Annotated in this window: 13 protein-coding genes; 2 read left to right on the forward strand and 11 right to left on the reverse strand. The window is 57.3% G+C overall.

The annotated features are described in order from the left end of the window. Positions 1-148: 148 nt before the first annotated feature. The 8 genes from xylA to THTE_RS18530 form a co-directional block, all read right to left on the reverse strand. Positions 149-1,462: a xylose isomerase gene (gene xylA, locus THTE_RS08110; protein ID WP_095414956.1), complete on the reverse strand. Its 1,314-nt coding sequence runs from the start codon at positions 1,460-1,462 to the stop codon at positions 149-151. Between the two features lie 282 nt (positions 1,463-1,744). Then, positions 1,745-2,449 carry a class I SAM-dependent methyltransferase gene (locus THTE_RS08115; protein ID WP_157731928.1) on the reverse strand — a complete coding sequence of 235 codons (705 nt, stop codon included), beginning with the start codon at positions 2,447-2,449 and terminating at the stop codon, positions 1,745-1,747. 242 nt (positions 2,450-2,691) lie between these two features. Further along, positions 2,692-4,263, reverse strand: a complete 1,572-nt coding sequence (locus tag THTE_RS08120; protein WP_095414958.1) for a PulJ/GspJ family protein — start codon at positions 4,261-4,263, stop codon at positions 2,692-2,694. Between the two features lie 609 nt (positions 4,264-4,872). After that, the gene (locus THTE_RS08125) at positions 4,873-6,954 is read right to left on the reverse strand and encodes an ATP-binding cassette domain-containing protein (RefSeq protein ID WP_095414959.1); all 2,082 of its coding nucleotides are present in this window, start codon (positions 6,952-6,954) and stop codon (positions 4,873-4,875) included. A gap of 8 nt (positions 6,955-6,962) precedes the next feature. Further along, on the reverse strand, positions 6,963-8,117 hold the full coding sequence (locus tag THTE_RS08130; RefSeq protein WP_157731930.1) for a hypothetical protein: 1,155 nt from the start codon (positions 8,115-8,117) through the stop codon (positions 6,963-6,965). Between the two features lie 181 nt (positions 8,118-8,298). Further along, positions 8,299-11,595 (reverse strand): protein kinase domain-containing protein, encoded by a 3,297-nt coding sequence (locus THTE_RS08135; RefSeq protein ID WP_095414961.1) that lies wholly within the window; start codon positions 11,593-11,595, stop codon positions 8,299-8,301. Continuing rightward, entirely contained in the window at positions 11,501-11,908 is a 408-nt protein-coding gene (locus THTE_RS08140) for a hypothetical protein (protein WP_095414962.1), read from the reverse strand. The genes THTE_RS08135 and THTE_RS08140 overlap by 95 nt, the downstream gene beginning before the upstream one ends. Before the next feature lie 13 nt (positions 11,909-11,921). Next, the gene (locus THTE_RS18530; protein ID WP_095414963.1) at positions 11,922-12,197 is read right to left on the reverse strand and encodes a helix-turn-helix domain-containing protein; all 276 of its coding nucleotides are present in this window, start codon (positions 12,195-12,197) and stop codon (positions 11,922-11,924) included. Positions 12,198-12,444: 247 nt separating this feature from the next. Between THTE_RS18530 and tsaA the strand changes: the two genes are divergently transcribed. Together tsaA and THTE_RS08155 are read left to right on the forward strand one after the other, a co-directional pair. Continuing rightward, complete coding sequence (gene tsaA, locus THTE_RS08150; RefSeq protein WP_207651809.1) at positions 12,445-12,960, forward strand: tRNA (N6-threonylcarbamoyladenosine(37)-N6)-methyltransferase TrmO; 516 nt, start codon at positions 12,445-12,447, stop codon at positions 12,958-12,960. A gap of 160 nt (positions 12,961-13,120) precedes the next feature. Next, positions 13,121-14,494: a glycosyl hydrolase family 28 protein gene (locus tag THTE_RS08155; protein WP_095414964.1), complete on the forward strand. Its 1,374-nt coding sequence runs from the start codon at positions 13,121-13,123 to the stop codon at positions 14,492-14,494. Positions 14,495-14,620: 126 nt separating this feature from the next. Here the strand turns inward: THTE_RS08155 and THTE_RS08160 are convergent, their stop codons facing one another. From THTE_RS08160 to THTE_RS08170, 3 genes are all read right to left on the reverse strand, one after another. Then, a complete protein-coding gene (locus THTE_RS08160) occupies positions 14,621-15,313 on the reverse strand; it encodes a hypothetical protein (RefSeq protein WP_157731932.1) in 693 nt (230 codons plus the stop codon). Positions 15,314-15,770: 457 nt separating this feature from the next. Then, the gene (locus THTE_RS08165; protein WP_157731934.1) at positions 15,771-16,580 is read right to left on the reverse strand and encodes an ABC transporter permease subunit; all 810 of its coding nucleotides are present in this window, start codon (positions 16,578-16,580) and stop codon (positions 15,771-15,773) included. A 37-nt stretch (positions 16,581-16,617) separates the two neighbouring features. Next, positions 16,618-19,134, reverse strand: a complete 2,517-nt coding sequence (locus THTE_RS08170; protein WP_095414967.1) for a beta-L-arabinofuranosidase domain-containing protein — start codon at positions 19,132-19,134, stop codon at positions 16,618-16,620. Positions 19,135-19,646 lie beyond the last annotated feature (512 nt).

A 19,646-nucleotide genomic window follows, 5' to 3' on the forward strand; every position in this document is an offset into this window, starting at 1 on the left:
AAATGAAAACGGTAGGGGCGGAATACCCCTACCGTTTGTCCTCGTGCTTGTGTGAAGCCGACGACATCGGGGACGCGCTACTTACTGAGCATCCGCAAAACGCCCGGCATCCCACGGAGGTGCCAAAATCGGTTGCGGACGACCGGTTTCAGAAGATGTACCGGTTCACGATGTTTTCGAACAATTCCTGCCGACCGCTCTTGTTCGGCGAGACGTCGCCCTTCTCCAGCATGTACTTTTCGAGGGTCTTGAAGTTGTGCTTGCCGGCTTCGATTTCGGCGCCGATCCCCGTGTCCCAGGATGAGTAGCGCTCCTTGAGCAAGCGTGCAAGCTCACCATCGGCACGGATAGCGGCGGCCACCTTGAGCCCTTTCGCAAAGCAATCCATCCCGCCGATGTGGGCATAGAACAGATCGATGGGCTCAAAACTTTCGCGGCGGACCTTGGCATCAAAGTTCACGCCACCCGGTGCGATCCCACCATACTTCAAGAATACGAGCATAATCTTGGTCGTGAGATAAACGTCGGTGGGGAATTGATCGGTGTCCCATCCGAGCAACAGGTCGCCTGTGTTGGCGTCCACCGAGCCAAGAAAACCTTGCATTCCTGCGTACTCAAGTTCGTGCTCCACATTGTGGCCGGCCAGTGTTGCGTGATTCGTTTCGATGTTCAGCTTGAAATACTTTTCAAGCCCGTAGGTACGCAGGAAATTGATGCAGGCAGCAGCGTCGAAATCATACTGGTGTTTGGTGGGCTCCTTCGGTTTGGGTTCAATGTAGAACTGGCCTGTAAATCCGATTTCCTTGGCATAATCGACAGCCATATGGAGGAATCGAGCCAGGTTGTCCAGTTCACGCTTCATATCCGTGTTCCAAAACGATTGATAACCTTCCCGGCCGCCCCAGAACACGTAACCCGCCCCACCCAGTTCCTTAGTGACTTCAAGGGCCTTCTTGACCTGCGCCGCAGCGTAGGCAAAGGCGTCGGCATTGCAGCTCGTGGCCGCTCCATGGACATACCGCGGGTTGCTGAAGAGGTTGGCAGTTCCCCAGAGAAGTTTGACGCCCGTGCGGTCCATTTCCTCCTTGATAACCTTCACAACCGCATCCAGGTTCTTGTTGGTCTCTGCAAGGGTTTTGCCCTCGGGAGCGACGTCCCTGTCGTGAAAACAAAAGAATGGGGCCCCCAGCTTTTCGCAGAATTCAAAAAACGCTTTGACTCGGTTGATGGCATTTTCAATGGTGTTTTCGCCGGTGTCCCACGGCCGGATCATCGTTGGAGCACCGAAGGGGTCGGCACCCGTCCCGCGCATTGTGTGCCAAAACGCCACGCTGAACCGAAAATGCTCTTTCATTGGTTTGCCTTCCACCAGTTCGTCAGGATTGTAATGGCGGAAGGCAAGCGGGTTGCGAGAATCGGGACCTTCGTACCGAATCTTGGACACTTCTGGAAAAGCTGCCATCGTTGCGACTCCTTCTTTACCCTTCACAAGTCAATAGGTCCGACATATGGGACGACCTGACATTGATCCTTGCGTCCGGTGGATGGACCATATCCTGGCATATTCGCACTTGCCTCGCAAGAGGGACCGGCCGAAAAGCGTGGAATATGCGGTCAATCGGCTATCGAAATCAATCCGGGAAACTTAAGATTTACGGAGCAAATTAAGCGTCCTTCACCCTTCTTAGCAGCCTCATTTCAAGACGGTCAGCGATCAAGGTCGCGACCGTTCGATTGGTCAAAATCATTGCTGAGAAGCTGGCTTCGGGAAAAAGGCTCTTTGCTGGATGAAAATCGCCAGGTAGTGCTGAGTGCCGGGGATGAACCACACTTCCACGGGAATCCACCCGCCTTCCTCCGCTTCTCGCACCAAAGTGCTCAGCGGTGTTCCATGGTCCTTCCCTTGCAGGGCAATTTGGGGATAGGTTTCGATGACGGCCACGCGGCCCGAAGGCGTTACCGTTTTAGCGAGTTCTCGCCAGTAATCGATCCGGGTCTGACCTTCCAGGTGGTGATAAACTTGGGAGATAAACACCAGGTCCACGGATTGGTCAGGGAGCCCCGGGCGATTGCGCGGACAAAGGTAAGGTTTTGCATTCGGATGGTCCTGCAGGCGCTGCTTGAGTCGATCCACGAGTTCCTGCGTCACTTCCCCGGCATACACGGTCCCTTCAGCTCCGACCTTTTCAGCAAAATGGGCCGTCCACCAGCCGTCGCCCGCCCCCAAATCCAGGATCCGGTCGCCGGGCTGGATATCGAGTCTCTGCAGGATGAAATCTAGATATGTGCGATACGCATAACCGCCTCCATCCCGCTGAACAAGAATGTTCGGATCACGCACCCGGCTGGAAGGGATGACAGAAACCTCTACCTCTCCCCCGCGAGCCGCAAATGCGATAAGCGCGAAAATCGCAGTGAGGAAAATCCAAAGATCACTTCTTCTTGACATGTTGAGCCTCCCCTCGTGGCAAACCATCGAGTCCGGTGTCTATAAATCCTGGTAGGCTTTTGGAAGCTGACAGACGAAAGGCCCGCAATCACGGTCCTATCATGGTACAGAGATGATCACCTTCCGCAAGAGGCGCGATCACGAGGGAATAGCTGGCCTGGCCCATAGCTCAGAAAATGACCGGGCCAAGTTTCACGCAATTGTCGTTTCAAAAGGTGATTCCCGCACGCCAGGAAAACGATTCATTTGGGGAGGAAATCCTGCACGATTGTCACCTGACGGATCTGGCGACTATCAGGTTCGAAAACGCGAATGGTGACCTGAACGCCACGGCACGGCGCAGGATAAGGCGGGGGAGCCTCCCATTCTCCGAAATCGTCCACAAGACCGTTGTTGTCGTTATCGAAGCCGTCAGTGCCCGTATCGGGGCCGTTTGCCCCGTCCTGGTCCAGGCCATCCTTCTCATAATGGATGGACCAGGTATCGTACACGGCAAGGGGGCCCAACTTCGCCTTGGCGAGCGGGTAGTCGGAAAACGTGGAGAGTGGCCCGATTGCGGGTGACTGGGGACGGTAGGCCAGATCAACGTACGCCCCACCAATCACCGGCTGTTGCGGCGGCGCTACAAGGTAAGAAAGATCGCCCGGACGAAGTGCCGCTCCGGCGGCGGTGACGGTCACAGGGGCTGTCGGGTCCCAGATCTTCACATCAAACGCAATCACATTGGTGAGGACGAGGTCCTCCGATTCGCGATAAAGTTGACCGGCGTTGTTGAGCAGACCGGTCTGTGTGTCAACTTCCTGGAATGGATAAGGATTGTTCCAAAAATCGAACGCCCCCATCGGCCCGGAAAGCCGGGTCAGCGTGACTGGCGGCAGAACCCCGCTGCCAAGCCATGCCGTGCCCATGTTAGCCGAGGCACTTTCCGCAAGGGTGGGAAGCCCCAAAGCCTGCCAACCAGCGATCCGATGGGGATGGAATGGAAACGATGCGACGTTACGAGGGTCTCCCGTCCGATGGGCATAACGGTTCTCGGGTTTGGTGAGGTCTCCCAGCGTGGAGAACACCCAGCCTCCCCGGTTCACATCGTAATGGGCAGCAATATCGTAATACCGACGGAAGTTTTGGGCGCCGCTGTCACCCGCGGGTACCCACTCCCCCGGATCCAAAATACCGTTCTTGTTAACGTCGCAAAGTTCCATGGCTTTGGGGGCCACCAGCCGAACCTGCCTATACAGGCGATTTCCCCGCACGAACCACGCCACTTCGGCTGTATCCGAGTAAATTGTGCTGGGCTGACCATTGATGAGACATCGGCCGACGAATGGCTCTCCCGTCGAACGCGTGGTAAACATCAGGATGTCGTCGTTGTCGCCAACTGTGGGGTCAGGGAGTGGGTTGCCGTTTCCATCCACATCGTCCAAATTAACCGCTACAAGTGGATCGTTGAGCTGCATGATGGGACGGACCTGACCATTTTGCCCTACCGGGCCTTCCGTGTATTCAAAGTAGCCCTCATCGTTGGCCGGATCCCGCGGTGGAATGGGGATTACAGTAAGGCCCCGCAAGTCCGATCGCAGTAACTCGGCAGCTGAACGTAAGCGATCGGAGGTTTCCAGCATTGCACGCGCCTGGTTGATACTCTGCATGACAGACGCGAATACCGCGACCACCGCCCCCAGCATGATGAGTGAGATCGCCGTGGCAAGGAGAATTTCCACCAGAGTGAATCCGGCACGTCGGAAGCGAGTCATAGCTATCGCACAGCTTTGAAGAGCGTTTTCAGCCGGGCCACGCTTGAAAAGATCGTCCATTGCAAGGACCTCCATTCACGTCGGTTTTCTCCAACCTCAGCGCTGGCCCGTGATACGTTATCTAATCTCGTGGTAGTTCCGCTTTTTGCCTGGCAATCTAGACTGCCGGTCGCACGCGCCCCTCCCCTTTCTAACTATATTCGAATTCCCATGGCGGAGAAAGTCAATGACGGCTCGCTGGAACCTATCGCCACTTTTTGAGAAATCTATGAGATGCCACCGGCGCACTGCGTTCGTACTGGCGATTCATGAATTGTCCCTACTGGAATCCGGTTCGGCCATGGTCTATGTGTTATTGGGGTGATTTATGAATCGGCCCCACCGATCGTCGTTGTGCGAGCCGGGCCGAGGCAAGGTGGTGAAGGCTAAAGCCTTCACCGAAAAGCGGCGATAAATCGCCGCACTCCATGGAGTGCGGGGCTTTAGCCCCGCTTTCGGCGCGGGACTTCAGTCCCCGGTGAAAGGCAATGGATGATCGAACGTTGAATGACGCACCTGACAAGCACGCCCCTCCGAGGGGAAACGGACCTGACAAGCAGGTCCCTCCAACTCCGAAATGGAGGGGCACGCTTGTCGTGCCCGGTGTCCCCTGGCCACGGGGCTGTCTTCTCAGTATCCGACCAATGCCGGCCAGCGCCGCTCCTGATTCAGGAACACAACCCACAGCATCAATCCGTGAATCACGATGAGGAAAAGGAGATGGCACAAATCGCCCAGCCAAATATGTGGTCCAAAACCACTGACTTTTGGTCGTTCTACGACCAGAACCGCTGGACGGCACACGAGTGCCAGAGATATACTGTCCACCAATACTTCGATCCGTTTGAGACGCTCCCGTTTTTCAGACGCCTCTTGAGCCGCCGTGAATGGATAACGCAGGGTCACTATCAGCGGGCGGAAAGGGCGAGCATCCGTATACTGCAAAATACTGACGCCTGTCGCCGTGCTACTAAAGAGGATCTGGGGGAGGATCAAAATCGGCAACCATGCCACGGCAGCCTCCTCGCTTCCCACCACAGTCGAGATAACGAATGCCAACCCGAGACCTCCCAGATACGCCAGCCAGAGGCCCCCTAACCAGGCAACCAGGGATCGTTGGGTCACCTCGTCTCTCAGATTCTCGGGGAGGACCGAAGGTAAGAGAAGCCTCAACAAGACCAGAAAAAATACGAGTTGTGCCAGCCCAATCAGACCGTACAGCCACTTTGCCAATAAATAGCTACCGGGAGCCAGTCCTCCCAATCGATCGCGGATATAAGCCCGGCGGTCTCGCACGAGATCGCGGATCGAATTGTTCATTCCCAGCCAGCAGGCCACCACAGTTGTGAAAAAGAGCAATCCAAAAATTTTGCCGGGACTGAACTGCGTCAGGGCCACAACCACCGCGAGAATCGCTGGTTGACCGATTGTCATCCAGCGCATCCACCTATCCCGCCAAATGCCCAAGGCCGTTCGCTGCGCGACCACCCTGACCGACAAAGGATCGACCTCACGCGTGGGCGGAATCGCCAACTTGCGTAAGGCCAAGCGACGCGTTCCTGTGTTGGTGCCGAGTTCCTCGATCTCCTCGGGGGACGCGCCGGCAGGAGATCCCTGTCCGTCCTCATTGGACGATTCTCGCCCGGCTCCGCCCAATGGCTCAAACTCTCCCCGTTCCAGTCGCTCGTAAAGATCGGCAAAATTCCGGCAGCCGAGAGTCGGTAAAAGAGCGTCAGGCGGTCCGGCGTAGGCTACTCTGCCCTGCCGCTCGAACACGCCGAGGACCAAAACCGAGTCCAAAAGATAGATGTTCTCCATCAGATGAGTGGTGCAAATCACCGTAGCGCCCTGGCGGGCCACCACCACGAGATTTTCCATCAGCCGGGCCTCATTGGCGGGGTCAAGCCCTGCCGTCGGTTCATCCAGCAGGAACAGTTCCGGCCGGCGGATCCACTCCATGGCCACGCTCGTCCGCTTTCGCTGGCCGCCGCTCAAATATCGAGCCAACTTCTCGGCGTGCTCCTTCAAACCGAAGAGTTCCAGGGCCGCCTCCACACGACGCTGCCGCTCCGGTGCAGGTAGCTTGTCGGCCAAACGCAGCTCGCAAGTTAGGGCTATGTTTTCGCGCACCGTCAGCAAGGGATTAACGACATCGTCCTGCGGAATAAAAGCAAGGCGGCGCCGATAACTGTCGATATCCTTCCAGACATCGGGCAGGTCCCCGCAGGCGATGATCCCGGAGCTCGGCGGCCGGATCCCGCCCAGCGTCCGCAAAAGCATCGTCTTCCCGGCTCCACTTGGCCCCAAAATCCCCGCGACCTGTCCCGACGCCAACGACCATCTCCAACCGCCAAAACTCACCAGCACCCGGTTTGCGACTTTCACCTCCAAACCTCTGACGGACAGCCCCGCGGATTCCGCCGGCACCAAACGTAAACCGCTTTCCTCCACGGCATACGTCACCACCTCCCCAAATCGGACGCGATCCCCAGGCCTGAGTTGCCGTTCCCGAATTCGCAAACCGTTCACAAATGTCCCAAACCGGCTCTCCAGGTCGCGGACAAGCAATCGGCCATCCCGCACTTCAAGCACGGCGTGTTGCCGCGAGACTGTCGGTTCGGTGAGACAGAGATCCGCCTGAGTTCCGCGACCAACCTGAAGCGGAAGACCACTCAGTGGCACAAAGCCGGGATTCGGTTCCAGCTTCGACATGGCTTCCCTCAAGGCGTGTTGATGATTGTGCAATGGTAAGTCAATCTCACTTCGGGACTGGTCTCAAACCGAGTTTCGAACAACAGGTGATCCCGGGAAGCCTCCTCCATCGTTCCGGTCGCCTGTAATTTCGCCGATTCAATGTGGCCTTTTGTGATGTTGTATTTAAGCTCACCACGCGGGGTAAGGCTGGCCAGCCGGGTACGGCTGCTGTCGGTTGCGTCAACAGTGATCGATCCCGAATAGCAGCGAAGCAAGGCGTACCTCTCGCCGTTTTCCTGAAAATCCTTCTCCCGCCGAATACTCACCTTGCCCCGCGGTGTACCTCGCCATGATGGCGGCAGAAAATCACTGAAGGCTCTTCCGTCCACATCCCACACGTCGCCCGGTTGGCTCTTCATATCGGGCAGCAAATACGCATCGGTGACCACGGCCGAGGCCATTAGCAAATCTCGTTCCTCTTCTGTCAACTCACAATCCACAGGCTCCAGCTCAACCACACCTTGACCATCAACAAAGGTGATGCGGACCTTCTTCCCTTTCAGTGAATCCACCGCGGCCGTCACCTTTGTGTTCGCTTGGTCCAGAAGATACTCGGTCCCCGCCTGGTAACCCACACAGATCCCTTGAATGACTGCTGGCGCGAGTTGCGACGCGCCACCTCCAGTAACTGTTGCATCCAAAAGTGCGACCAACGCTCCCAGGAGCAGGGATCCCGGTTCCGTGGGGACAAACCGGACTTCGACCTGACTGGCAACCTTCACAGCCGCGGCTTCCAAAATGTGCCGCAATTCGACGACGCGATGGCCATCGTTCTTCTCGATTGTTCGCCGCATTCTCATTTCGGCACGATACGCCACATGAATTGTCCGCTGAAAACCCCATTGCTTGTCGCGGGCGGGAGCGGTGATCTCTGCCGTCGTGATTACCTCGTACGTCTTCCCCTCCTGTAACACGTCGCGGATCCGGTCAGGAGAGCCAACTGTCGGCGGCGGCGCTGGCGCCTCGGAGGGACGCGGCACCTTTTCCCCCGGCTTTGCTATCGGCGTGTTGCCGCCGCTCGGCCCTCGCTGTGTGTTTTGCTTCTCACCGTGCGGCCACAACACGACCACCAAGATCACCAGCAACACGATCAGGATCGCCCCCAGTAATGCCTTGGTCACGGCGTCTGCGGCCCCTTTTCGTGAACCTCTTCTTTGGTCGTACCTTCGTTGCCCAGGGATGCGCTCTGTTTTCATGCCGTTCATCCTTTTTTCTGTGTCTGACCTTTTTTCTCATCTACCGCGCAATCCCATTCGCAGCCAAAGCGGTTACGGTGGGTTTGCGCTCCACTTGATCCAGCTTCTAACCGCCCAGCTTAACCCGAACCAAGTCCGGCCTGTGGTAACGCCGGATGACCTCCTCCATCGGCAAATCCTGGCCCGTCACAGGGTCATAATAGGTCACGGGCAACTCAATCGGGTCGATGATGTCCGTATCGAAATACCCCTCCGGCGTCAGGACCAGCCAGTGGCCGTCGGTGAACCCATAAAACCGGCACAGCTCCCGCCCCGTGGCGACATCCCACAGCCGGGCCGTGCCATCCTGCGAACCGGTGAGAATCTGCCGCCCATCCGGACGGAAGGCCACAGACGAGACCATGTCAGTGTGGCCTTCAAACCGCCGCAACTCATGCCCTGTCGTGACATCCCACAGCCGGGCTGTGTTGTCCGGGGCTACTCCAACGAAATGACCGGCCCCCGTGAGGACCTGCCGACCATCCGGACTGAAGGCCACAGGCCAGACCGCGTCAGTGTGCCCTTCGAACCGCCGCAATTCTTTCCCCGTGGCCGCATCCCACAGCCGGGCCGTATTGTCCCGCGACCCCGTGAGGACCTGCCGCCCGTCCGGACTGAAGGCCACGGACGTGACCGGGTCAGTGTGGCCTTCGAACCGCCGCAATTCTTTCCCCGTGGCCGCATCCCACAGCCGGGCCGTATTGTCACCCGACCCCGTGAGGACCTGCCGCCCGTCCGGACTGAAGGCCACGGACAAGACCGGCAAAATGTGCCCTTCGAACCGCCGCAATTCTTCCCCCGTGGCGGCATCCCACAGCCGGGCCGTATTGTCCCGCGACCCCGTGAGGACCTGCCGACCGTCCGGACTGAAGGCCACGGAAGTGACCCAGTCAGTGTGGCCTTCGAACCGCCGCAATTCTTTCCCCGTGGCCGCATCCCACAGCCGGGCCGTCTTGTCCGCCGACCCCGTGAGGACCTGCCGCCCGTCCGGACTGAAGGCCACGGACAAGACCGGCAAAATGTGCCCTTCGAACCGCCGCAATTCTTTCCCCGTGGCCGCATCCCACAGCCGGGCCGTCTTGTCCGCCGACCCCGTGAGGACCTGCCGCCCGTCCGGACTGACGGCCACGGACAAGACCGCCTCAGTGTGCCCTTCGAAGCGCCGCAATTCTTTCCCCGTGGCCGCATCCCACAGCCGGGCCGTATTGTCACCCGACCCCGTGAGGACCTGCCGCCCGTCCGGACTGAAGGCCACGGACGTGACCGGGTCAGTGTGGCCTTCGAACCGCCGCAACTCCTGCCCCGTGGCCGCATCCCATAGCCGGGCCGTATTATCGGAGGTTCGTTCAAAAGGATTACCGGACCCCGTGAGGACCTGCCGCCCGTCCGGACTAAAGGCCACGGACAAAACCCAACCGGTGTGGCCTTCGAACTGCCGCAATTCTTTCCCCGTGGCCGCATCCCACACCCGGGCCGTGCCATCCCACGACCCCGTGAGGACCTGCCGACCGTTCGGACTGAAGGCCACGGACGTGACATACCCTGAGCTTGTGGTGACAACCACCCTTGGAAAAGAAGGTGATGTGGGCCCAACTGCCGGGGGCCTATCAGAAGTTAAGGCCACGTCCCCCTTAACGCCAAAAGGCGTCGTCGGGCCAACTTCCGGCGGCGTATCAGGTGTATAGGGCATATCCCTGCTGGGGATGCGTCCTGACGGAGGCCTTTTTGTCACAACGAGCACGACGCCCACAAGGACCAAAACACCCAGTCCAACTGCAATGACTGCATAGAGGCCCGACCGGCGAGATTCTTGGGCAATCGCTTCATTCGGTACAGGAATCCAGTGCGTGCCTGAAGGTGAAAGTGATGGCATGGCACTGTGTTTGACAGGCAAATCGGGGAGCGACGTGGTGCCCCCAGGACGTGTTGCCTGAGCTGAGCTGGAGGCAGATTCCTCCTGGCGGTCGGCCGCTGTGAAAACGAATTTCGGCACCAGAGGTGGCGTGGGCGGGGAATGAGGACTCGCCGGACGGTCGTCTGCCTGTGGGCCAGGAGTCTCCTCTGCCGCGTCCGCTGGTCTTATCAGTCCGTTCTCCAGGAGGGCCTGCCGCAGACTCGCCACCGAGTCGAAACGCCGCTCCGGCCAGGGCTCCAGCAGGCGCTCCAGAATCCGATCAAACGCCGCCGGCACAGTACGGTTCATCTGAGAGGGGGCCTGCCAGCGACCCGTCGGCAACCGACCTGTCAACAGTTCGTAGAACGTGACCCCCAGGGCATATAAATCAGCTCGCTGGTCCACACTTTCCGGGTTCTCCCATTGCTCAGGCGCCATGTAATGGTAGGTGCCCAGGGCTGCACCCGTCGCCGTCAAAGAGGCCGTCTCCTGGCCCAATCGCCGGACGATTCCCAAATCCCCGACCACCGCGCGACTGGCCCCATCCAGCAAGATGTTGGAAGGCTTCAGGTCTCGATGCACGAGGCCCAACTGATGCAGGACCTCCAACCCCGCCATCACATCCAAAAACCATCGCAAGGCGACCTCAAAATGGCAGACCTGCTTTTGCCGCCTCAACTCGTCCAGCACCGCACGCAAACTGCCTTGCGCCATGAGCGGCGTCAGAACACAGGGCAACCCCTTCCACCGCCCCTGCCCGAGCCGCCGCAAGACCCGAGGATGCCGCACCTGACGGAGGATTTCCGACTCGCGCTTGAAGCGTTGCAGGGCCGCATCGTCGTTCAGTAAATGCGGCATCAAAATCTTGATCGCCACCGGTTCGCTCTGGCCATCCACCTGGCCCTCGAACACCCACGTCATTCCGCCCTGACCCACCAACCGCACTAGTCGGCAGGGCCCCACCCGACAAGGAAGGATCACCCGCCGACCCAGCCCATCCTGCACCACCATGACCTCTTGCTGACAGGATGGGCAACTTCCCGTTCCCAGTGCCAATTCCCCACATCTTTCGGAGCGGCAATGTGGGCAAACGGACCAGTTCCGCTCTTCCCTCGAGGATGTCACTTCTGGCGATGCCAGACATTCAAACTCGCCGGAGCCAATTCGGAAGCGGACTCCCGGTTGGAGCACCAGCTCCTGCACTTGCTGGCCGCCAGTCTCCAAATAACCGTCCCGCTGCAGACAACGAACGACAAACTGGCCTTGCTCCTCGCTAAAATCGACGATGGCATGATGCCGGTCCACGGCGTCTTCCGGAATCACAAAGACGTTATCGGGCGTCCGCCCGATCGTCAGCTTCCGCGCGACGTACACTTCATCGGTGGGAAGACCGGGTAAGGAAAAGCGCAAGAGAAGCCGCGGACCACCGCGTGTCCCCGTTTTTCCACCAGAACCGCTGGAACTGCCCATTTCTAGCTTCTCCCTCTGGTAACTCAGCGGCGTACGGAAAACACTGTTTTGCAAAGGAATAGACACCTGCCAAAAATTTTCCCAACCGCCCGAGAACCTGTAAAGAGCTTCGCTTTCGATTCACGTAACTGTTCAGCCAGTAGCGGCTCTTGTGCGGCTTGAAGGCCACCTGATCGAGAATCCGCCACACGGTGCTGCGGCTCATCGCCGCTGCAGGAGATTCGTTGACGAGCTGCGCAGCCAACTCGCTCAGCGACCACTGGGCCACAGGGACGCTCCGCTCCGCCGGTTTCTCCGTGGCCAAGATCAGCACCCGATGGCGGTCCTCAGGGGGAAAAAGTCCTCGGCCGACCGGAACGAGGCAAATCCTGCAAACCATCCAGGCGGAGCCGCGCGAAGCGACCCCGCCATTTACAAAGCGTGTCGGGATGGCAACCCAACTCCACGGCCACCTGCAAGTTGGTCGGATCGTCCGGCTGGGCACAGCGAAGGATGATCCGTGCGCGAAACACCGCCGCTTGTGGCGAAGATCGTGCCCGCACGATGCCTTGCAGCTGGCGGGCCTCCTCTGGGGAAAGATGGATCGTAGGGGCTCGAGCCATAGGGAGCACTCCATGCAACAAGGAAAAAGCTTCCGTGATTTCCTGACAACTCGCTTCCCCATTAAACCATCTCCGCCATTTTCCCCAAAGCCCAAAATCCCCCAACACCAACCGATGAACTTGTGAAACCGTGTTACTCGCAAAAACACGAAGTTATACATTGTGTCTGCCGTGAAGAGAGGGCACAATGAAGTGCCGTGGGGTGAGACAAGTTTGAAACCGTCTGCAGAAGTTGAGGAGACCAGCTATGAAACGCGCGGTCATCATGAAGTTTCTTGCCGTTGCCCTGTTCGTGCAAACATGTTGGTCAGTTGAAGGGCTAACGAACGCTGAAGAGCCCAAGTTTGTCGTGTACCCGATTGGCCACGTGGAAAAAACCGAGGGCCGATGCCGCATCATTCTCGACAAGAAATACCAGCCCGGTTTATTAGGTCTGGAAAAGTGGTCTCACATCCAGGTGCTTTGGTGGTTCGACAAGAACGACACACCAGAAAAGCGATCGATTTTGCAGGTTCATCCCCGGGGCAACCCGAACAACCCACTGACCGGGGTCTTTGCCTGCCGTGCTCCGGTCCGCCCGAATTTGATCGGCTTGACGCTTTGCAAAATCCTTCGTGTCGAAGAGAACGTCGTGGAAATTGAAGATATCGATGCCTTTGACGGAACGCCGGTTCTGGACTTGAAACCGTTCACGCCTGGACTGGATACCGGAAAGGATGTGCGTGTTCCAGAGTGGGCGGGTCCACCGGCACCCCGCGGCTAGCTGGCGGAATCTGCGGAGGCGTGCCCATACCCGGAAGGGCTTTCCACCATCGCAGGGTATGACCGTTGGCGCGAAAAGCATCAAGAGCGGGTCGAATCAGCAGAGTTTTGCCGGGTGATGTTTTGTAACATTCTGGAAGCGCGAACACAGGGAGTTTGCCATGAAGTGGATGATTTTCTCATTCGTGGTTGTGATACTGGCACGTTCAACTTATGGTGAGGTGGTGGTCTATCCCGCTCCGCCTGACGAAAGGCTTTCGGACGACTACAACGTTTCTGTCGCGGGGCAGAGCGTGCCCGTTTACACTGCCCGAACCTTAGATCCACCCTTTGCCGGCAAACAGTGGGACTATGGTGGACCGTACTCGTTTGCCAATTTCGATACTGACGAAGCGGTGGAGGTGAGAATTACGTCACCAAGAAACCTCGCAAACACCGTCATTCGTCCTACCTACCCCGACGTGACAATGCGGGTGGTTAATGAGCATGAGGTCATCATAAGCCTTCCCGGACCGCGCAAGATCAGCGTGGAACCTGAAGGTAAACGGGGGCCGTTACTTCTCTTCGCTAATCCGCCTGAAAAAGATCGGCCCAAGCCAGACGATCCAAATGTGGTCTATTTTGGGCCGGGTGTCCACAAACCCGAAAAGATTGTTCTCGGAAGTCAGCAGACTCTTTATCTGGCAGGTGGCGCGGTCGTTAAAGGTGGTGTGTTGGCACAAGGTGACCACATCCGAATCATGGGGCGAGGAATCCTCGACGGGTCCGACTGGGAATGGCGAAAAGGCCCAACGCCCACGGTTATCTCCATCCGCGGTTCGGACGTTGAAGTGAGCGGGATTACTGTCCGAGGTGCGTCCCATTGGACGATCGTTCCGGTCCACAGTCAGCGAGTCACGATTCGCAACGTCAAGATCTGTGGTGGTCGTGTTCAAAATGATGACGGGATCAACCCCTGCAACTCCCAGGATGTGTTGATCACGGACTGTTTCATCCGCAGCGACGATGACTGTGTTGCTATGAAGGGATTGGAATTTGTGGAAGGTAACAACAATGTGGAACGTGTCCGGGTAGAAAACTGCATTCTGTGGTGTGATCGGGCGAGGATTTTCCTGCTTGGCCACGAAAGCCGGGCTCCTTTCATGCGCGACATCACCCTCACAAACTTGGACATTATCCATTTTTCCATGACGCCTTTCTTGTTTGAGCCGGGTGAGGACATGCGTCTGGAGAATGTCGTTGTGGATAACGTTCGAATTCACGGAGAGGGGCAAGCAGAATTGATCCGTCTTCGTCCTGTCGTCAATCAGTATATGCGGAAGAAGACACCCGGGTTTGTCAGCAACGTCACATTCCGAAATGTCACGGTCTACGGTGCCCCCGGCCCCTATCGCGTGCAACTTCACGGAGCGGATGCCGAACACAATGTGAAGGATGTGACATTCGAAAACGTTGTCATCCTCGGCGAGAGACTCGACAAGGAATCAAACCGGTTGGAAATAGGAAACCATGTTGAGGCTGTCAAGTTCCAATGAGAGCGAATCCAAACAATTCGCAATCGGAACCGTGCAGCTACAATTCTACAAACGTCGCTAATTTGCTCGACGAATCCACGAATTTGGTTCTTGTGTGTGGTTGACCAAGACCTGGCGTGTTCTTGGTTACCATAGCTGGCTGATGGTTTCCACAGTGCGGTCGACAAGCACCTGGCCAGCTTCGGGGCCAATCCGTCCGCTTTGAATGACCGCACCATACCCACCCCCGCGGACGGCACGTTCTGTCGGCAGGTATCCGGCCGATCCAGTGAGCTGGATAACGAATGTCTGAACGGCTGGGCTGCGTGCCTTGATCTGGATTCCATAATCCGTATAAAGCTCGAATTCATTCGTCGCGATGGCGACATCGCCAAGACGAATCACGTGCAACTCCATGGGAAATGAGCCACTCTCTCCGCGCTGCTGTTTCTCGTAGAGGTCAACAACTCTTTGATACCATAGATAGTTCCATCGTTCAGAGGGCTTATCGACATACTGGGCAGCCATCTGTCGGGCTTCTTCGGCTTCGGCGGCTGTGACCTGGCGATACGGAAGCTCGATCGTTTTCACCACATGTTTCAAAACCACATCACTTCGAATGTCAAGCTTGGCAACTTCAAAGGCCTCTTCCCAACCGCGAACAATTCTCCGTGCGATTTCGTCCAGTCGGCTGAGCTTTCGGAATTGACGAATTCGCTCATCCGCGGCCTTGCCAAGCATCAGGTGGGGCGTTACGTCACCACCGGCCCCAATCAATCCAGCGCAGGATGGGTGAGAAAACCGATAGCAATCAAGATTCCCCAACAAACATGGCGGCAACCCATGGCGTTCTCCTCATTTGCATGTAGGCTCAAGTCGTGAACGGGACTCTGCAAGGGACATGTGTCTCGCCGTGACGGGATCAAGCTAGCTCTCGGCCGAAGAGCTGTCAATGACCGAAACGAGGGTGCCTGTCTCTCGCGGCCGATTTGAATAGCCTGACGTTCACCCACTGCGGGGACAGATGGCGGCACGGGTAGTCGGAAAAAGGCATGCTCTTATGAGAGTGCGGGCAATTCATGAATTGTCCCTACTGTTTAGCCGCCAACTGAACGGAGCACTTGGAGCCGGTCTATGAAATGGATTATCCAGGTTGAGAAAGCGGGCGTGACGCGCACCTCCCTCGGGTTTAGATTCCGCTAACATGCGATCCCGTGTGGACGCCCGGAGCCTCCATCGGCAGAGGAAAAGCGGAAATGTGTCCACGGCCCGCTAGAACCGATCCAGGGTTACCTTTTCACCGGGGTACGGGAATATCCCGCCACGCAAGAATGGCTGCCGCTATCAGGTGGCCCACCAGGCCGATGACGCCCAGCGCGAGGTTGTAATGCAGGGAAATCCGAGCACTCTCCTGGCTGAAAATGAGAAGCTGCGGCTCAAAAAGGGTCATGAAGGAGAGGTATTTTAACCATTCCCCCGCGGTCCACAGGCGTGCCACCAACTTGACAATGACTGCTGCGACGAAAAGAACGGTCGCGATTGCCAGGGTTTTCCCCCGACTGTGAAAGCAGGCAGAAATCGCTGAGGTGATGCCAGCGAAGGCAAATGCCATCATCGCCAGATTAAGCGCCGCCAGATGGAATCGCGTCGTGTCGACTGGTTCCCCAACACGGATCTGGTGGCATCCTACCCACAGGCCCGCCCATAGCACCATTGCCAAAATCACCGCTCCCAGAAAGGTCACGGTACCCGGGATGAAAACCCAAACTGGCCGAGGTACCGGCAGCGTGAGCAGTACCTCAAATCGCCCCGACTCAATTTCACCACTGATCATCTCCGAGCCCCGAACAAGGGCCCAGCCGACAAAGAGAATCATCGGCACAATGTGCACAAAAACCAAACTGATCCTTCCCGTGGGGCTGAGCAGTTCCTTCGCGGGTACCGGCATCAACTTGTGCACGAAGTTGGGGAGCATGTCGAGAACCGCGGACCACAGCCCCATTTTGATGAGACTGTTCATCCAAACGAACAGCCAGGCGAACGCGAAGAGCAAGGCCGCACTGACAAGAAGTTGCCAGCGCGTGTCACGAATAATTTTGACGCACACAGCGGAATTCATTGCTGATCGACGAGCGACGCCTTGCTCACTCCACTTTCCATTCAAGAATTCCCGCAGAAAACCCAGGCTGGAGCTTGACGAGCAGACGCAGTCGGGTGGTTTTCACGGGATCAAAAACAAGCTCGTTGTATTGATTCTTTTCCACACCACACTGTGCCTGCGGCCTGACGGGTTGCCAATTCTCTCCATCCCACCATTCCACACGGCACTGCTCTGGAACACGGCACTGGCCGTGGCCCGTGTCGTCGTACCAATAGACGGCTACCCTGGAAACTGCACGCGGGGCATCAAATTCGTAAGTGACCCATTCCTCGCTTCCGCGATGGGGCCACCAGGTAAAGCGCGGGATATCCTGATCAAAAGAGTGCTTCGGTTCCAAACCATCGCTCAGAGCAGCAACGGTGTCGCCCGAAAAGCAATGGGACGCTTGATGGGGCGGTTTGCGAGGCTCCTTCCAGATGACGGCGTCCGAGCCTTCCCCAATTACCGGAAACGCACTGATCCGCAGTCGGCCGCAACCCATCGGAATCAGATCTAGATCGACCACCGGTCCCTCGCCTCGCGCCGGACTGGGCTGAAGCGGGGCGACCAATCCGAATTCATCCAGCTTCCATTGTGGAATTTTTTGACCTTTGGCTTTTATGACAATCGGAGCGGCTTCCGGTGTAAATGGTTGGGAAACACCATCCCAAGGGCGAGAGACCACTGCAAAACTTCCTTCTGGGTTTTCCCAGTCAATCACCAAGCCATAGTTCCATTCGTTTTCAGGGTAGATTTCCCAGGCAGGCCATTTGTCTGTACCGCCATGGCGAACATAACGCTCATTAAACTTCAGGGCAAACGTCAACGGCCCATAATTTACTGAAATGCTGTTCTGATTCCTCTCCCAGCGCGTGATAGTCACTTCGCGTTTGAGTTGGAGGGTTACCCCATCGCCCGACTGCCAGATTCGCCGCAAAACAATCCAGTGACCGCCCTGAGAAGCGTTGTACTGGAATGCCTCATCGTGCTTCCCGGAGTGAACCTTGACCTCCGCCGCGCGACACCACGTAGGAATCCGCAAGTAAAGCGGAAACTCCACGGGTTCAGGCGTCTGCATATTTAGCTCGATGGTTCCATCAAACGGATAAAGCGTTTTCTCGGAAATTTGAATCTCCACACCCTTTTGCCCCACGCGTGCTTTAACCCGGCTGGGGGCATAGAGCACTGCTGCCAATCCATCGCCTGGAGCCGCCATCCAGAGGTGCTCTGTGAAATACGGCCAGCCGTGAGAGACATTGTGCTGGCAGCAGCGATGACCGTACGGGTCAAACAAAAACATCGGCCCCGAGTTTTGAACGCCTGGAGCTTTGCTGGATGCGTCGGACACCGCGAGATTGGGCGACGTGAGATAGCGGAGGGCCTTCAGATCCGGCGTCATCGAGGCCGGCAGCGAGTTAAACGCAACATCCTCACATCGGTCGGCCCAAAGCGGATCACCGCTGACCCGAACGAGCAACTCGCAGGAATACATCATTTCCACCATGGCGCAGGTTTCCGCAGCCTGGCGAGGATCGCTGTATCCCGGCCGGCAATTCTCGTCTGCGCCATAAAGCCCTCCAGGGACCTGTCCGTAACGCTCGCGAACTTCGCGGTAGTTATCGTAAGCCCTCTGGAGGAGTTTTAAGTCCCCGGCCTGCTGATAAAATATGCCCGGTGCACGGAATCCCTGGGCAATATTGACGCCGTGCCAGTTAATGACTCCTTGGTCCCAGCGGGCACCACAGCGGTGAATTTTTTCAGCCAACTCGAGGAGAAATTTGTCACCTGTCAGGTTGTACAGCCAGTAGACACTGACCAAATTGTCGCTTGCCCGCATGGCCTGCCAGTACGGAAGGAGAAAATCTTCGTCGGGTTGGCGAAGTTCCCATTGAAAGTATCTCCGCATCGCCTCGATGACGCGTTGATCCTGGGTGTATTCGTAGTAGGACTGGAGGACATGGAGCATGATCATGTTGGGCCACACGTCCGGTTTCTTACCGCGCGGTGAATTGATCATCTCGAGATTCCGTCGCGGACCAAGCCATCCGTCCTCCCGCTGACCCTGGAGTGTGGGTTCAATCCACCGCCGGGCCTCAGCGATCATCTCAGGCCTTTCCAGAAGATAAGCCAGATCACCATATCCTTTGAGCCAGTAGGGAACTTCTTCCCAAAAGCTACGATCGCCTTCCCCATGTGGATCCAGCCAGGCATTTCCTTCCGGAGCGAGAAATCGACTCAATTCGTGCAAATGGCCGATGAAGCCGTCGGCCTCCAATTCCAGTTGAGTTTTTAGCCATCCTTCCGCCCTCACAGCCCCCACGGGAAGCTTCACCAGCGGGCTGGGAAGGAGCGGTGGTCGATTCGCCGGATAGTGATGGATTCCCAGCTCCGCAGGCGGGCGGTCAATCACTTTAAACTCGGTTGATACGCGTTCCTGGCCCAAGCTAAGGCCCGCCATGATGCGCGGTAATGTGAGTGCCAAGGTAAGGACGAGAATATGCCGCGGCGTGCTGACCAGCATGTGACATGTCCCCTGCTGAAACTCGAAATTCTAACTTGCCTCACTCACTTGGTATTCCCGGTACTTACATTATCCCAACCCGCGGGCTGGGGCAAGTCCGAGACAATCTAAACCCATCTCCGCTTTCTCCTCCACCCACTTGACCCAGTTTTTTGTGTCGCTCAAAAGAGCCACATCCTGGAAAAGGACTCGTGCGCCACGCGATTCAGCTCGGACGCACCACTTCGGAGCAACCTGATGCGGCGGGACCTCCCTTTTGCGTTCGCTTTCCCCAGTTGGATGGCCCACGGTTTTTAAACAGGCACGATGGGCGTGCCGCTGTAAAGCATTTTTCGGAGGGACCTGCTTGTCAGGTCCGCCTCTGAAGCTGGGATACCCCGTTTTGCATCACCGGGCACGACAAGCGTGTCCCTCCAAAATACTTCGCGGTGCGACGTGCCTGTCATGCCCGTTCTTGAACTCACGCCGAGTGGAAACAACGTCAATGGGCCACGAGCTTGGAACTCGCTCCA

The sequence above is a fragment of the Thermogutta terrifontis genome, from assembly GCF_002277955.1.
Lineage (GTDB): Bacteria > Planctomycetota > Planctomycetia > Pirellulales > Thermoguttaceae > Thermogutta > Thermogutta terrifontis.

Coding starts and splice junctions, on each gene's coding strand:
- xylA (WP_095414956.1), bottom strand. CDS start 1,462: ATGGCAGCTTTTCCAGAAGTGTCCAAGATTCGGTACGAAGGTCCCGAT.
- THTE_RS08115 (WP_157731928.1), bottom strand. CDS start 2,449: ATGTCAAGAAGAAGTGATCTTTGGATTTTCCTCACTGCGATTTTCGCG.
- THTE_RS08120 (WP_095414958.1), bottom strand. CDS start 4,263: ATGGACGATCTTTTCAAGCGTGGCCCGGCTGAAAACGCTCTTCAAAGC.
- THTE_RS08125 (WP_095414959.1), bottom strand. CDS start 6,954: ATGTCGAAGCTGGAACCGAATCCCGGCTTTGTGCCACTGAGTGGTCTT.
- THTE_RS08135 (WP_095414961.1), bottom strand. CDS start 11,595: ATGGGCAGTTCCAGCGGTTCTGGTGGAAAAACGGGGACACGCGGTGGT.
- THTE_RS18530 (WP_095414963.1), bottom strand. CDS start 12,197: ATGGCTCGAGCCCCTACGATCCATCTTTCCCCAGAGGAGGCCCGCCAG.
- tsaA (WP_207651809.1), top strand. CDS start 12,445: ATGAAACGCGCGGTCATCATGAAGTTTCTTGCCGTTGCCCTGTTCGTG.
- THTE_RS08155 (WP_095414964.1), top strand. CDS start 13,121: ATGAAGTGGATGATTTTCTCATTCGTGGTTGTGATACTGGCACGTTCA.
- THTE_RS08170 (WP_095414967.1), bottom strand. CDS start 19,134: ATGCTGGTCAGCACGCCGCGGCATATTCTCGTCCTTACCTTGGCACTC.